Annotated in this window: 15 protein-coding genes; 5 read left to right on the top strand and 10 right to left on the bottom strand. The window is 44.2% G+C overall.

From position 1 onward, the window contains the following. Positions 1 to 124: 124 nt before the first annotated feature. Together SIB56_RS02470 and SIB56_RS02465 are read right to left on the bottom strand one after the other, a co-directional pair. Complete coding sequence (locus tag SIB56_RS02470; protein ID WP_413325057.1) at positions 125 to 268, bottom strand: hypothetical protein; 144 nt, start codon at positions 266 to 268, stop codon at positions 125 to 127. 80 nt (positions 269 to 348) lie between these two features. Further along, positions 349 to 741: a hypothetical protein gene (locus SIB56_RS02465; protein ID WP_413325055.1), complete on the bottom strand. Its 393-nt coding sequence runs from the start codon at positions 739 to 741 to the stop codon at positions 349 to 351. Positions 742 to 1,725: 984 nt separating this feature from the next. Between SIB56_RS02465 and SIB56_RS02460 the strand changes: the two genes are divergently transcribed. After that, positions 1,726 to 2,055: a hypothetical protein gene (locus tag SIB56_RS02460; protein WP_413325053.1), complete on the top strand. Its 330-nt coding sequence runs from the start codon at positions 1,726 to 1,728 to the stop codon at positions 2,053 to 2,055. Between the two features lie 224 nt (positions 2,056 to 2,279). On the opposite strand, the gene SIB56_RS02455 is transcribed toward SIB56_RS02460, so the two are convergent. After that, positions 2,280 to 2,438: a hypothetical protein gene (locus SIB56_RS02455; RefSeq protein ID WP_413325051.1), complete on the bottom strand. Its 159-nt coding sequence runs from the start codon at positions 2,436 to 2,438 to the stop codon at positions 2,280 to 2,282. A 1,061-nt stretch (positions 2,439 to 3,499) separates the two neighbouring features. Between SIB56_RS02455 and SIB56_RS02450 the strand changes: the two genes are divergently transcribed. Continuing rightward, on the top strand, positions 3,500 to 3,868 hold the full coding sequence (locus SIB56_RS02450) for an AbrB family transcriptional regulator (protein WP_413325049.1): 369 nt from the start codon (positions 3,500 to 3,502) through the stop codon (positions 3,866 to 3,868). Positions 3,869 to 3,916: 48 nt separating this feature from the next. Here the strand turns inward: SIB56_RS02450 and SIB56_RS02445 are convergent, their stop codons facing one another. Beyond that, on the bottom strand, positions 3,917 to 4,276 hold the full coding sequence (locus SIB56_RS02445) for a hypothetical protein (RefSeq protein ID WP_413325047.1): 360 nt from the start codon (positions 4,274 to 4,276) through the stop codon (positions 3,917 to 3,919). A gap of 975 nt (positions 4,277 to 5,251) precedes the next feature. Between SIB56_RS02445 and SIB56_RS02440 the strand changes: the two genes are divergently transcribed. Continuing rightward, positions 5,252 to 5,518, top strand: coding sequence for a DUF3104 domain-containing protein (locus SIB56_RS02440; RefSeq protein WP_413325045.1), 267 nt, complete (start codon positions 5,252 to 5,254; stop codon positions 5,516 to 5,518). A gap of 41 nt (positions 5,519 to 5,559) precedes the next feature. Here the strand turns inward: SIB56_RS02440 and SIB56_RS02435 are convergent, their stop codons facing one another. Beyond that, positions 5,560 to 5,748, bottom strand: a complete 189-nt coding sequence (locus SIB56_RS02435; RefSeq protein WP_413325043.1) for a hypothetical protein — start codon at positions 5,746 to 5,748, stop codon at positions 5,560 to 5,562. A gap of 306 nt (positions 5,749 to 6,054) precedes the next feature. Between SIB56_RS02435 and SIB56_RS02430 the strand changes: the two genes are divergently transcribed. Together SIB56_RS02430 and SIB56_RS02425 are read left to right on the top strand one after the other, a co-directional pair. Further along, positions 6,055 to 6,261, top strand: a complete 207-nt coding sequence (locus SIB56_RS02430; protein ID WP_413325041.1) for a hypothetical protein — start codon at positions 6,055 to 6,057, stop codon at positions 6,259 to 6,261. Positions 6,262 to 7,172: 911 nt separating this feature from the next. Further along, positions 7,173 to 7,460, top strand: coding sequence for a hypothetical protein (locus SIB56_RS02425; RefSeq protein WP_413325039.1), 288 nt, complete (start codon positions 7,173 to 7,175; stop codon positions 7,458 to 7,460). A 1,056-nt stretch (positions 7,461 to 8,516) separates the two neighbouring features. On the opposite strand, the gene SIB56_RS02420 is transcribed toward SIB56_RS02425, so the two are convergent. The 5 genes from SIB56_RS02420 to SIB56_RS02400 all read right to left on the bottom strand — a co-directional run bounded on the left by SIB56_RS02420 (position 8,517) and on the right by SIB56_RS02400 (position 12,432). Then, on the bottom strand, positions 8,517 to 8,816 hold the full coding sequence (locus SIB56_RS02420) for a hypothetical protein (protein WP_413325037.1): 300 nt from the start codon (positions 8,814 to 8,816) through the stop codon (positions 8,517 to 8,519). 162 nt (positions 8,817 to 8,978) lie between these two features. Beyond that, a complete protein-coding gene (locus tag SIB56_RS02415; RefSeq protein WP_413325035.1) occupies positions 8,979 to 9,434 on the bottom strand; it encodes a hypothetical protein in 456 nt (151 codons plus the stop codon). A 361-nt stretch (positions 9,435 to 9,795) separates the two neighbouring features. Next, complete coding sequence (locus tag SIB56_RS02410; RefSeq protein ID WP_413325033.1) at positions 9,796 to 10,626, bottom strand: tetratricopeptide repeat protein; 831 nt, start codon at positions 10,624 to 10,626, stop codon at positions 9,796 to 9,798. A gap of 225 nt (positions 10,627 to 10,851) precedes the next feature. Continuing rightward, on the bottom strand, positions 10,852 to 11,478 hold the full coding sequence (locus SIB56_RS02405; RefSeq protein ID WP_413325031.1) for a tetratricopeptide repeat protein: 627 nt from the start codon (positions 11,476 to 11,478) through the stop codon (positions 10,852 to 10,854). 225 nt (positions 11,479 to 11,703) lie between these two features. Then, positions 11,704 to 12,432 carry a tetratricopeptide repeat protein gene (locus SIB56_RS02400; RefSeq protein ID WP_413325029.1) on the bottom strand — a complete coding sequence of 243 codons (729 nt, stop codon included), beginning with the start codon at positions 12,430 to 12,432 and terminating at the stop codon, positions 11,704 to 11,706. Positions 12,433 to 12,686: the final 254 nt, after the last annotated feature.

Raw genomic sequence — 12,686 nt, 5'->3', positions numbered from 1 at the left:
GATTTTATCGATACCATTAAATCGAATACAAACAACATCAAAGCAACGCAATCAACGAGAAAACAACAAACTCAGCCAACCACTTTAAGATAAAATTAGCACAAGGATGAGCGAGACATTTAATTTAATCAGTCAACAAATTACAAGGATCAAATCGCTCAATTTTGTCAAAATTATGATCAACAAACATAACAGCCACAAGTCCGGTAGGCAAAACGCCATCCCAGCTATTTTTCAAATATTCAAATCTCTGCAACGCCTGCTCCATGGTTGGATATTCGCCATCCAACAGCTCATTGCCTTAAAACCAGTAAAAGGTGAAGTAACTATTGATCCACATTTCTAGTTTCACGAATAATTGCGCTTAAAAAAATACGTATGACCATTAATAGGGATTCTATAAAAATCAAACTTGACAACTTCGTTCCAAAGCTGTTCGGGATCCATATCCTTAATCAAACGTTTAGGCAGACACCCCTTTGCAAGCTTCATCCAATCGTTGATAAACAATGAAACGACATCATCTGTTTGTCCTTCATACTCAGCAAAGAAGGCAGCCACAAAACAGCGATCACAGTCAATACCAAGGCAATTGATAGAGTCTATAAAGGCATCATAATGATGTTCAGATATTACAAGCCGAGTCTTCTCGCAGATTACATCGATTAACTTTTGAGTTTTCCAACTTTTGGATTCATACCAATTTGACAAATTAGCCATTGCACCAGTGTACTGCTTCAAGTTCGCTACAGCCTTCAGCAAACAGTTTTAGAGAAATCTCGTAAACCAAGCAACAAATTATTTTATAAGAAGCATTCACAACGAGGAGTTTTTGGTATAATTGCCAATCAAAGATTCAAGCCCGACTTTTATTTTGAACGAAGCGTTGGCATGACTAAGACAAACAACATATGCATAACCCTCAAACATTGAGACCTCTCTTTCTGATTCAGAGAGCACTCATTATCCAAAAACACAGTTGATATTCAGGCAAGCATTGAGTTAATATCTCTCGAACACAACTGAGACGAACAACAAGCCACAGTGTATTTTAACAAAACCAGTAATAACCGCTTTCTTTCCTTTGCAAACCTGAAAAATACTCAATGAGTTTATCTTTTATAGAACAAATTTTTTCCTTCCAACCTTTAGCGTCCTGTTGCTTGAGGTTTTTCACTTGGTCGTCTTAGTTCATTACGCTTCAAGCACAACAGCGGAGACTGGATATTTGAAATTAGGAATCGCTCAATCAAAACATGACAAAAAAAAGGGAGTAACTACCAGTTACTCCCCCAGTCCGTCATCACCCTAAAGAGGTGACAAAGCCACGATAGAAAATGCCAAGCTGGCTTCGCGATAACAGGAAGAGTCGGTTTACCCACCCTCAACGTATTCAAAGGGGAGCACCAAAGGCCTTTTTGTTCAGCGGCTGATGCAGATCTGACATCAAAATCTGTTAATCATCAAATTATCTGTTGTCACTGAAGGAGACCGGTTTTCTAAGGCTCAACAGAGGAGCACAAAAACATGCGCTAGGATCAAATTGTCATCTAAGTCTCAAGATTCTTACAACAGAAGAAAGATAAAATGGTCATTAGACAATGATTCTTTATGCATATATATACAAAGAGCAATTGCTTTTTGTAATTTCAACAAGAGTATTATTCAGTAATTCACTACACTGAGAATATAAGATAGCATGCAACATACATCGAGTGAGTGGACATGAAACCTTTTCCCTTATTTCTGACACTTGCTATCTGTGGTCTCACAGCATGTGACGGTAATTACTCATCGGTCTTGGAGGCAAAGAAAGCCTGCGAAGACTGGGCAAGGCAAGGGGTTGAATTTGCACTCGAACCGAGCGGCTACTTGGAAAGCATCGAATACACAGGCGGCACGACAAACCGTTTCTGCGAAAAGAAGGAGATCAGATACATCGGCTACATGTTTACGCTACCAAAGGACGGAAAAGCAATTTTTGCTGATGAACTCATTAAATTGAGAAGCAATGCAAAACCCATAAAAAATTACAGCTGGCGAAAGAGCAATTAAATAGTTTTTGTTAAAAGTCTGACAGACTTCGCAAGATCTTACGATTGGAATGTTCTTCTTGATATTCAATCAGCGTGATCAGAGTTGTGATCAAAACCAGTATAAAGGCACCAGCTCAATCATCTTGAACTATGCGCTCACTCCAAGCACCTACCCATCTAAAAAAACAATAATTTGACCGGCATTCGGAGGGAGAACCGAATAACCATTTGAGGACTGGAAAATCAGTTAAAAAATCCAAAAACTTGATCAATAATGCCTTTGCCTGTCAAAGCTTCGGTCGCTATACCGATGGCAAGACCGAGCATCGCTGCGCGTCCGTTGAGCTTTTCGCTAAAGACCTTGGTTGAATCAGGGGTGTAGTTGTCAGCGGCTTCGGGCATAAAAATAATGCAATGAGCATACGTTAACGAATGTAAAGGCTTTATTGCGTTCCTCGAAAAAACTCGTCACCAGCAGGCTTCACCGGTTAACGACGTGATGATCCAAATCATGGATAGACCTTGGAGCAGAAGGTTGAACCACCTGGGCTGTGACCTGACCTCCTTCCGACGAATCGAGTCATCGCCACAGACTCTCAGCCCTGGACATCGCTAGCGAAGCTTCCATCAAGCTGAACAAGAGGAAACAAAAGCCACTCAAAATAGAAAAGCTCCCTTTCGGGAGCTACTGTCTTGGTGTTGGCGTTCCTTCAGCATTAGGACGGGAAGAGAATAAACCTGTTGTGCTTTCGACTACACAATCGCCACTACCCGGATCAATCCTCCTCACCACTTGGCAGGGCATGGCTTCCATTGGCCGGTCTTGAGCATCGATTGCCAAACTTCAAAAGCGTTGTGCCTGAGTAACCATCTGACGATGGGGGGCCAGCTCTGCGGAATGCCTGGTCTCGACAATGAGCCTCTGCGCGTAAGCGATAGGCATTTTGACAGAACGAAAAAGCAGGCGGCGTTTAGAACGAACTGAGCGAATTCGCCCAATGTCATAACCAACCCCATAACTTGCCACACCTCCCCCCAAAACCGCCTGTAATGCAGCGCGAACTCAGTGGGCTAAAACTGGAGAAGACAGTCGTATAAAAGTACTAAAGAAATGATGTTTGATGAGTGAGCTTCAGCGATGCGTGAGATTAGAGCCTTTCCAGCATGGGGTATTCATAAAGCAAGAATCAGAAAATCATTCCGCAATGATCCAGTACCAATGGAGATGAGTGATTCCAGGGCAAGTGTTCATATTCGGCTTTGAGATCAAAGAAAAGACAAAGTTTTTTGATCTCGATGCCCTCTGTGAGGCTCCTTGAGTCTCTAAAAACTTTGAGCTCTTGGAACGTCATCAGTTCCAAACTCCCACTTTTGAGGTTTCCTGACCTGGCCTTCAACCAACAACGGCATTGTTCAAATGAAAAAGATCTGATAACTTCTATCCATCCATTTTTTTCAAAGCGATGCTAACTGGTGCAGATCTCCTGGCAAAGGTCAAAGACTTAGGAGATGTCTCCAAGACCGACCTTGCAACAGCCTGTGGGTATGTTTCCAAGAAAAAAGACGGCTCTGACCGTGTGAACTTCACCGCCTTCTATGAGGCATTGCTGAATGCCAAGGGCATCGAACTTGGTGGTGGTTCAGCCGGCATTGGCAAAGGTGGACGTAAGCTTTCCTACACAGCCAAGGTCCAGGGCAATGGCAACCTTCTGGTAGGCAAGGCTTACACCGCGATGCTCGACCTTGCGCCTGGAGACGAGTTTGAAATCAAGCTCGGGAAAAAGGCAATTCGACTGATTCCTGTTGGTGGTGAAGAAGAAGGCGAAGAGTGATTCGCTAGTCAAAAGAAACCATCAGGCACCCCTTACGGGGTGCCTTTTTTATGCAACATGTGGTCTGTGCCTTGGTTCTTCATCGACACCACCAACCTTCTTCTCAAGCGATTCGACACGATGAATCAGGATCTCAAAAGCACTGACGAACTCATGGTTGTATCCCTCAACCTGCTCTAAGCGATCAAAGATTTCCTCAACAGTGCTTCGCCTCGTATTGATGCTGCTGCTAGCGGTTAGTTCGTTTAAGCCTGATTTCGTGGTCGCATTCGACTGCACATAGTGATCGATCAACCCTTCAAGCACTTCGTTGAGATTCGTGCCCTTTTCGGAGCACAGCGCCTTGATAGCATCAATTTTATCAGGATTTAAATGAAGGTTGAGCGTGCCTGGTCTTTCTGGTGACATGAGAGGCGCCCAATTCGATGCACAAATTTAACTCGCGTAATCTAGTCGTTAATCGAAACTTAATAGATATTCTGATCCTTGAACGACAGGCATTGAAACACCTCACGCAGAGTTTTCAACGCACCTGCCTTTGACGGGGATTTCTTTTCCTGACTTCACCAGCAATAACTACGAGTTAGTTTCGCAAACATCGAACTCACGATAAAGAGCATCAGCATCCTGGAATCGCTTGCTCAAAAGTAAGTCTTTAATTCGCAATCTCACCCAATCATGAATCAAACCAGCATCTTTTTTACAAAAATGTATTTGGGAAAGTCCATAATCCTCCCTCGAATTAAGGGAGATATATCGTGATTTCCTCTGCAGACCAAAAAATTATCACATAACTTATGTGAGCTGCACTACATTGCACCGCTTAACCAGGAGTGTTTTGCTATCGATATCCTCTTTTTGTTGGGCCTTACCTTATTCCAAGACTGACGTTACCTATTACATCATAAGTATTGACCTCAGAAGAAATCTGGTGAATCAAGAGCTTAAAGAGTGTACATAGCATTAGTCCGATCAATAACCAACAGCTGCCCTGATCGGGAGGGGACGCCTTAGGAAATGCAAAGCCTCTTAGATCTACCTGATGTCGTCAGTTAGCCATAAAAAGCTTCCTGTCCTCACGTCTAGAGCAACTCTCCCTCAGTCCCCATTCATTCCGCATACATCGCTTTCCAAGTGTGATCAGTCCTTCCTTATTCTTCCACGACAGGTAAGCGCTGTCCTGGCCTGCGATTTGTTTGCCCATCCCATCAATATCCCACCAACAAGCAAGAGGTTTGAAAATGTCGAGATAGTCACATAATTGCGCTTTTACCCCCAAAATCAAGGGGTTAAGCACCCTCGGCCGCCTGGAAAGCAGTTTCTTAACGGCGAGAGAACCACCCAGAAGCGCACTAAACTGACCAGTACAGACGTACTATTTCAATGTCTATCGAGGTTAAGGCCTATGAGCAGCACGGTGAAAGACCTCTGTTCCTGGATGTGAAGCCTGGAATGACCGTGATCGTGAGATATGACTACCTGGTGGGGGAGACCCAAGACAAGGATTGGTGGATGGGGCATGTCATCCATTGCGGTGGCGCTGCTCGTGACCCTGCCCTACACAACCTCTTTCAAATTGCAGATGTGGATACAGGGGTCATCAAGTGGATCAACTCTGATTTGGTTACCCACATCGTTCCTGAATGCTGATGGACTATTGCTGAGATTGCCTGGTGAGCTGATCTGGAGCCTTAAAAGTCTGGGGCTCGACCATCGTTGGGAACATCGAAGCCTGACTCCCTGGCCTGCTCTAGTTCTTCCAGGGAAATGACCTTCTCGTTCTTTCCCTCCTCAGAGACACCCTCGACGGTTGGTCTCTTCTTGAGGTCGGCAGCAAGAGGATCTGGAGGGGGAAGCCCAGGAACCCAGTTCGTTGGCATTGTCGTGAACCAAAACGTACACCGTTAGACAAAGGTATTCATCGGCTCGGCCTGTGACCGAGGCTGCTTGGTGAGCCAAGACAGGTAGATCAACGCATGTTCGATCTGAGGCGGCCTAGTTAGAAATGACACAAGGCAAGAGACATCCGGGAAGAGGTCTCAACGGCCTTAAGGGGGGAGGGGAGTCCCCCCTTCTTAATGGGAGAAAGCAGAAGCTGAAACCACCTCTACCCTCAGTTCTCATGGGGAGACCTTGTGGCAGCCACCAAGTCCACGACGGAACCACCAGCTCGTTGCTGGATCTTGATGAGAGGAGGCCTTCACGAAGACTCCTACTGGAGAACTGGTTGGTATGGAGCCCCCTCAATCATGGGTGGAATCCTGATGACCAATCCCAGTTATCGAGACTGTCGGGTTCCTGAGTGGAGAGTCACCTTCAAGGAACCAGTGGATATGAAAGCTGGGCCTAATGTTCCAAAGGATGCTGACTGGATGCTGTTTCCTGTGGAGTGAAGGGGCAGTGAGGACTCTTCAGTTAGGTGCGATTGCTGTAATCGCCCTGGTGGTAGTTGTTGTGGTGGGAATCGATCAAGGCAGACAGCGAAGTATTGATCGACCAGCTGAAACCAAGGGACAACTGGAACGCCTCAGGGATGAGCGGCTAGATAAGGCCGTACCACTGAAGAAGTAACAGGAAGCGACGGGGAGTTCTTATAAGACTTAAACGTCTCCTGATAGCAAGTCATCCAAGATGACTATAAGTTCTCATATAAACAATCATTCCGTAAGTCACAAGAACTCGCTCTATCGTTCAACAGACCATTCATTGAACCTTTAAGCAATTCAACAACTATATAAGACCTATTTTTTACCATTGAAAATGAATACCCCCAGTTGTAAGACATGGTAATCACATGGGCTATCGAAATATTGACGGTGTAGAGCACTTCGTATTCGTTCCTCGTGAGATAGCAAATACGAATATTGAAGCGGAAGTTGAACCTGAGTTCTATTACAGAATCAACGCTTATTGCAAAGAGAACCAGATCAGAATTCCTCAGTTTATGAGATATGCCCTATCAAGAGCAATGGCTCAACACTGAACACCATATGGACTAGACAGAGAATCAACTTATGGAACCCTTTATAGCTCTAGTTGGCTTTGTATTTATGATTATCTGGGCTTCCAATGAGGCTAAGCCTCGTAAACCCAGGCAATAAATAACTTATGAGTCGGCTTGGCTCTGTTGGTTGAGGAATGAGCCCCTGAATCAGCAGCATAGTTTCTAATTACTTTCCAGGGAATCCTTGTAGGCAGGGATTCCCTTTTTATTAGCAAGCTCTACCCCTTTACTGTATCTGCCTTCGTGGTTTGATTGAGTTGTAATTTTCTGGTCTACAGTCGGTTGATGAAGAACCATTCGATGAAGACCCTCATCTTGTTGGCAAGTCTTTTGCTAGCAACATCCGCTCCTGCCAAGGCTGATAGCCAGAAAGATCAAGGGATGTTTTGGCTGGCATACACCGTTGGGGTGGGAACCTCTCTGTGCATGGCAACCGAAGCAGGGGAAGTTCGCAAAGGCTATGCAGCGGAGTTTGTGCAAGCCACTCTTGCGGAAACAGACACAGACCCAGATTTAATCCCTTTCAAACAATATTTTCTAAAGGCCTATCAGGATTTAAAAAAGATCTGGCCCCAGTGCTACGAATAAATCCTTCGGTCCTATTAATAGAGAGAGACCGTCCCTTTGTTGTATCTACCCTCATGGTTTGATTAAACTGAGATCACAACCTCGTGAGTCCACAAAGGCTTATGAAATCAAAGCTTGCAATCATCGCTGCAATGGCCTCTATCGCCTGGACTGGCTTGCCTTCTCACGCCTTTACTGCACAGCAACGATTTGATCTATGCAGATCAGTTATGGAGAACCGACCATACAATCCAGCAACAGATGGGCCAAACCCTAAACCTATGAACTCGATAGGTTATGGAGCCTATCCTCCTCCAAATCAGAGGGGAATTTGGATTGACAATAAGTGCTGGGAAATACCGGGTATCTACGTTCCATTCTGAAAGGATTCCTGTCATAGGATCAAGTGAATAACACCCAGAATTACTGAACTGATGAAACCATTCATACTTCTAGTGCTACCTATTACTGCTCTACTTGGCTCTGCCTCAGTTGAATCTGCCAACGCTCATACCACTCGTAAGGCCGATAACGGCGGTACTGAAGTGATTACTGAGGTAAACCCACCGCTGGTGACGGTCATAAACTCTTTAGAAGGTAAAGATTCAAAGATTACAGTCGACTGCTCTACTGGGATTACCAGTATTGAGTCTTCGCATTCTGGAATCGCAGGCACCGTCAAGTGGATCCCAGAGATGCTTCCTACCCCAACAGGTAAAGAAGAAATTCATTGGACTGCGACAACTAGCTGGGGGACCAAGTTCCATGTGCCTGATACCCCATCTTTCATTGTCTTCGCTTGCCACACGCACTAGGTGTGAAGACCGAACACTCTTAGAGTCCGACCCTTTGTCGTATCTACCTTCTGAACATTACAATTATCAAGGATCCAATGCTCAGTGCAATCACTCCAAAGAGCCAGGTCTTCCTGCTGTATTTGCTGTTGATGTTGTAAACCCAGTTTGGAACACCATCAGTTGTGAAGATGATGGTGAGGCCCAAGATGATGACAAGGGGAATCCCTAAAGCAATGACTAGATCCATTTTAATTCAGCACTAATCTGAATAATACTTGCATTAGTCAACAACCCTGCAAACGCCTTCGCCAGTAGTTAAAAACTTTGGGAATACCCTACTCTGCTTTCTTCCGTAATAAAATTTTCCGCTCTTTCTAAGTATCGTCACCTCTGTTTGTGTGTGCAGTATCTGCTGATTAAATTGAACTGCTTCACCGTCAAAGATGGCTGCACCCCAGGGATCCATATCCTCAGAGAAAGGTCGATTAATCCTTGCATTTCCGTTTAGCTCATCGACTTCGACCATCAATTCAACATTGATCTCCTCTGATACAGGTTGAAAACCTGGTGCGTCAGTCATGGTGATGGTGCCTGACGATTTGCATTGGAAGAGCTCAAGCCCAGCATCCCCAGCATTTACTGTGAATGGTGAATTCGAAATAGCTATTGCCACGAGAGAAACGCTAGATGTAGTCGCTAAACGGAGCATTGGCATAGGTCTCATAAAGCGTGGAGTTGAGACCTATTCAACACCCAGAACTGCTGCAAGGATTCCACAGGGAACAACAGCAACAACGGTTAAAACTATAGAAAGAAAGAACGCTGTCAGAACTGAAAACTCCTTTCTCTCTTCCTCGACTGCCAGATATCTCATATAGGGAAATAAGCAGGCGTAATACAAGTTCAGTAAAAAACCACCGGTGGTAACCGAATCATTATTGAAAAGACTGGAAATGAGAACTGATGCTGAGGTGATGGTTGCAAGCCAGTAGAAATACGACCATTCGCGAATTTGACAACAAACAACCTGTGGGAAGAAGAAGGCAATCCATGAAAACCCACCTGGAGATTTCCAAGGGTTAATTGTATTCACCCTTTCTCCAGAACTCTTATTGAACTGGATATCAATCCAGCTATCTCTTTTAAGCGTATAGCCTTCACAAATAAGGGCATCGATACTATCGAGCCGTTTCTGCATTGAAAAAGAGACTGATGGTTGATGCTTCAAAGCAATAGATCGTACACTCTATAATAGATGAATAACTACCAGTCGTCCTCTAATGAGGGCTGATCAACCGCTGGCTCAGGCTCAGGTGGTTCGATCTTGTTCAGAACGAATGAGTTAAAGGTTGGATTAAAAATGATCTGGAGGTCGCCCCCCCTAGCTTAAGGTTTACTGTTTTCACTCAAGTTGGTGACAATACAACGGTTCCTGTAGACATCACATTGACATGAGTGACCCCAGCAAGCTGGATACATTCCTAGAAATCATTCACCCTGACTTCAGGGAACAACTCTTGGATGATTGCAAGTGGTATGAGAAGTAAAGGAACCAATCCCTAACACTGCTCTTCAATCCATTTAGCAGCGTTTTCCTCGCCAAGATCTAAAGCTTTTCTCCAGTCATCACAGGCACCCTGAAGATCTTTTGCCAATTCTCTGGCAATACCACGATTAAGGTAAACACCGCCAATTTTAGGATCAATCTCTATCGACTTATTGAAATCAGAAATTGCTCCTTGATAATCTTTTGACAAACCTTTGTTAATTCCAAGATTATCGTAAGCAGTGGCATATTCAGGATTAATCTCTATTGCCTTGCTCAAATCAGCAAACCCTCCTTGAAGATCCCCTAAATCATTCTTTAACTTTCCACGATTGTTGTAGGCAAGGGCATTTTGAGGATCAATATTTATTGCCTTCGTGAAATCAGCGACTGCTCCTTGAAGATCTCCCAACTTAGACCTTGCGCTTCCAAGATTGTTGTAGGCGCCAGAATTCTGAGGATCAATCTCTATTGCCTTCATGTAATCAGCGATTGCTCCTTGATAATCTCCTACTTCATCCTTTGAATATCCACGATTGTTGTAGGCGCTAGCATATTCAGGATTAATCTCTATTACCTTCGTGTAATCGGCAATTGCTCCTTGATGATCACCTAACTTGTCTTTTGCAATACCGCGATTGTAATAGGCATCAGCTTCTCGAGGATTAACCTCTATTACCTTGGTCCAATCATCAATTGCCCCTTGATAATCACCTTGTTCATATTTGTCTACTCCATTATTGAACGAATTGTTCGCCAATGGGTTCGCGCAAGCGGTAATCAATGGAGACCCAAGAGCAAGCACAGACAGTGCTGCAGCAATGGCAATAGTCCTGCGAGACATTGATTGCGTGCATTACTTCCATTAAGTTAGGCAGAACACACGACCAAGGCAATGACCGATGCCTGAGGAGAGACCTAGATGGACCTCTTCTATCCCTAATCAAGAAACCTGGGTTGGTAGTTCTTCTTCACGAATTCCTTCTCCCTTACATACTTACTGTATTGAGGTGGGTTCCACTTCGTGAGAAAGGTGGAGAACCTTATTGTGTAATTAGAAAACCAATCCCTAACACTGCTCTTTAACCCATTCAGCAGGGCGTTTATTGCCAAGATCTACTGCTTTTCTCCAATCACGACAGGCACCATCAAGATCATTTACTATTTCTCTATCAATTCCACGATTCAGATAAGCATTGGCATACTGAGGTTTAAACTCTATTGTCTTCGTGTAATCAGCAATTGCTCCTTGAAGGTCTTTTGATTTACTCTTGGAAAGACCGCGATTGTAATAGGCCATGGCATACCGAGGATTAATTTGGATAGCTATCGTGAAATCAGAAATTGATCCTTGAAAATCTTTTAAACGAGCCTTAGAAACACCACGATGCAAGTATGCCTCGTCAAGCTGAGGATTGATCTCAATTGCTTTCGTGTAATCAGCAATTGCTCCTTGGAAATCTTGTAATTTTCTCTTTGCATCTCCGCGGTCGTTGTAGAGTTCAGCAATCTGAGGTTCAATTTCTATCGCCTTCGTAAAAGCATCAAGTGCTCCTCGATAATTGCCTGAGTTGTATCTTTCAACTCCTTGATTAGCATATTGATGAAATGAAGTGTTCGCACGAGCGACATTCAACGTCGACCCAAGAGCAAGCACAGACAGTGCTGCAGCAATGGCAATAGTCCTGCGAGACATTGATTGCGTGCATTACTTCCATCAAGTTAGGCAGAACACACGACCAAGGCAATGACCGATGCCTGAGGAGAGACCTAGATGGACCTCTTCTATCCCTAATCAAGAAACCTGGGTTGGTAGTTCTTCTTCACGAATTCCTTCTCCCTTACATACTTACTGTATTGAGGTGGGTTCCACTTCGTGAGAAAGGTGGAGAACCTTATTGTGTAATTAGAAAACCAATCCCTAACACTGCTCTTTAACCCATTCAGCAGGGCGTTTATTGCCAAGATCTACTGCTTTTCTCCAATCACGACAGGCACCCTCAAGATCATTTACCGATTCTCTAACAATGCCACGGTTCAAGTAGGCAGAAGAATGCTGAGAATTGATTTCTATTGCCTTGTTGTAATCAGCAATCGCTCCTTGATAATCTCCTAATTCAGCCTTGGCGGCACCACGGTTATGAAAGGCGTTGGCATACTCAGGATTGATCTCCAGTGCCTTCGTGAAATCAGCAATTGATCCTTGATAATCTCCTAATTTAGTCTTGGCTGTACCACGATTAAGGAAGGCTTTGGCATACTCAGGATTGATCTCTAGTGCCTTCGTGAAATCAGCGATTGATCCTTGAAAATCTTTTAGTTCACGCTTAGCCTTACCACGATTGTAATAGACACCGGCATCTTCAGGATTGATCTCTAGCGCCTTAGTCCAATCAGCAATTGCTCCTCGATAATCTTCTAACGTAGCCTTGGCAATACCACGATTGCTATAGGCAGAGTCATCATCAGGATTAATCTCTATTGCCTTACTAAAATCAGAAATTGCTCCTTGATAATTGCCTGCCTCATATTTCTCAACTCCTTGATTGAAATACTGAATTGCCAAAGGATTCGCACGGGCGGTAATCAAAGGAGACCCAAAAGCAAGCACAGACAGTGCCGCAGCAATGGCAATAGTCCTGCGAGACATATAAGAGGTGAACTGCTTCCGTCAATTTAGGAAGAGGGCACTGGCATAGCAATTAAAGATGCATCAGAACATCAGCAGATCAAAATAGCTTCTGACTAACAGTCGTCTTTGGGCTGGTCTGACACAGTGCGAGCGTTATGTCGTTGAATAGCTGAAATTATGTCATAGCCTTTAGTCTTCTTCGGAATCACTTGAAGATCACAATCCCCTAGAAATAAGAGTCGTAGAGAACCCACAATGGATACGAGCCTTTC

This window comes from Synechococcus sp. MIT S9503 (assembly GCF_047304175.1).
Classification (GTDB): domain Bacteria; phylum Cyanobacteriota; class Cyanobacteriia; order PCC-6307; family Cyanobiaceae; genus Synechococcus_C.
The sequence above is the reverse complement of the archived record's forward strand: the minus strand, read 5'-3'. Positions and strand labels throughout refer to the sequence as shown.

Coding starts and splice junctions, on each gene's coding strand:
- SIB56_RS02445 (WP_413325047.1), bottom strand. CDS start 4,276: ATGTCACCAGAAAGACCAGGCACGCTCAACCTTCATTTAAATCCTGAT.
- SIB56_RS02425 (WP_413325039.1), top strand. CDS start 7,173: ATGAAGACCCTCATCTTGTTGGCAAGTCTTTTGCTAGCAACATCCGCT.
- SIB56_RS02470 (WP_413325057.1), bottom strand. CDS start 268: ATGGAGCAGGCGTTGCAGAGATTTGAATATTTGAAAAATAGCTGGGAT.
- SIB56_RS02460 (WP_413325053.1), top strand. CDS start 1,726: ATGAAACCTTTTCCCTTATTTCTGACACTTGCTATCTGTGGTCTCACA.
- SIB56_RS02455 (WP_413325051.1), bottom strand. CDS start 2,438: ATGCCCGAAGCCGCTGACAACTACACCCCTGATTCAACCAAGGTCTTT.
- SIB56_RS02405 (WP_413325031.1), bottom strand. CDS start 11,478: ATGTCTCGCAGGACTATTGCCATTGCTGCAGCACTGTCTGTGCTTGCT.
- SIB56_RS02415 (WP_413325035.1), bottom strand. CDS start 9,434: ATGCAGAAACGGCTCGATAGTATCGATGCCCTTATTTGTGAAGGCTAT.
- SIB56_RS02450 (WP_413325049.1), top strand. CDS start 3,500: ATGCTAACTGGTGCAGATCTCCTGGCAAAGGTCAAAGACTTAGGAGAT.
- SIB56_RS02410 (WP_413325033.1), bottom strand. CDS start 10,626: ATGTCTCGCAGGACTATTGCCATTGCTGCAGCACTGTCTGTGCTTGCT.
- SIB56_RS02400 (WP_413325029.1), bottom strand. CDS start 12,432: ATGTCTCGCAGGACTATTGCCATTGCTGCGGCACTGTCTGTGCTTGCT.
- SIB56_RS02435 (WP_413325043.1), bottom strand. CDS start 5,748: ATGCCAACGAACTGGGTTCCTGGGCTTCCCCCTCCAGATCCTCTTGCT.
- SIB56_RS02430 (WP_413325041.1), top strand. CDS start 6,055: ATGAGAGGAGGCCTTCACGAAGACTCCTACTGGAGAACTGGTTGGTAT.
- SIB56_RS02440 (WP_413325045.1), top strand. CDS start 5,252: ATGTCTATCGAGGTTAAGGCCTATGAGCAGCACGGTGAAAGACCTCTG.
- SIB56_RS02420 (WP_413325037.1), bottom strand. CDS start 8,816: ATGACTGACGCACCAGGTTTTCAACCTGTATCAGAGGAGATCAATGTT.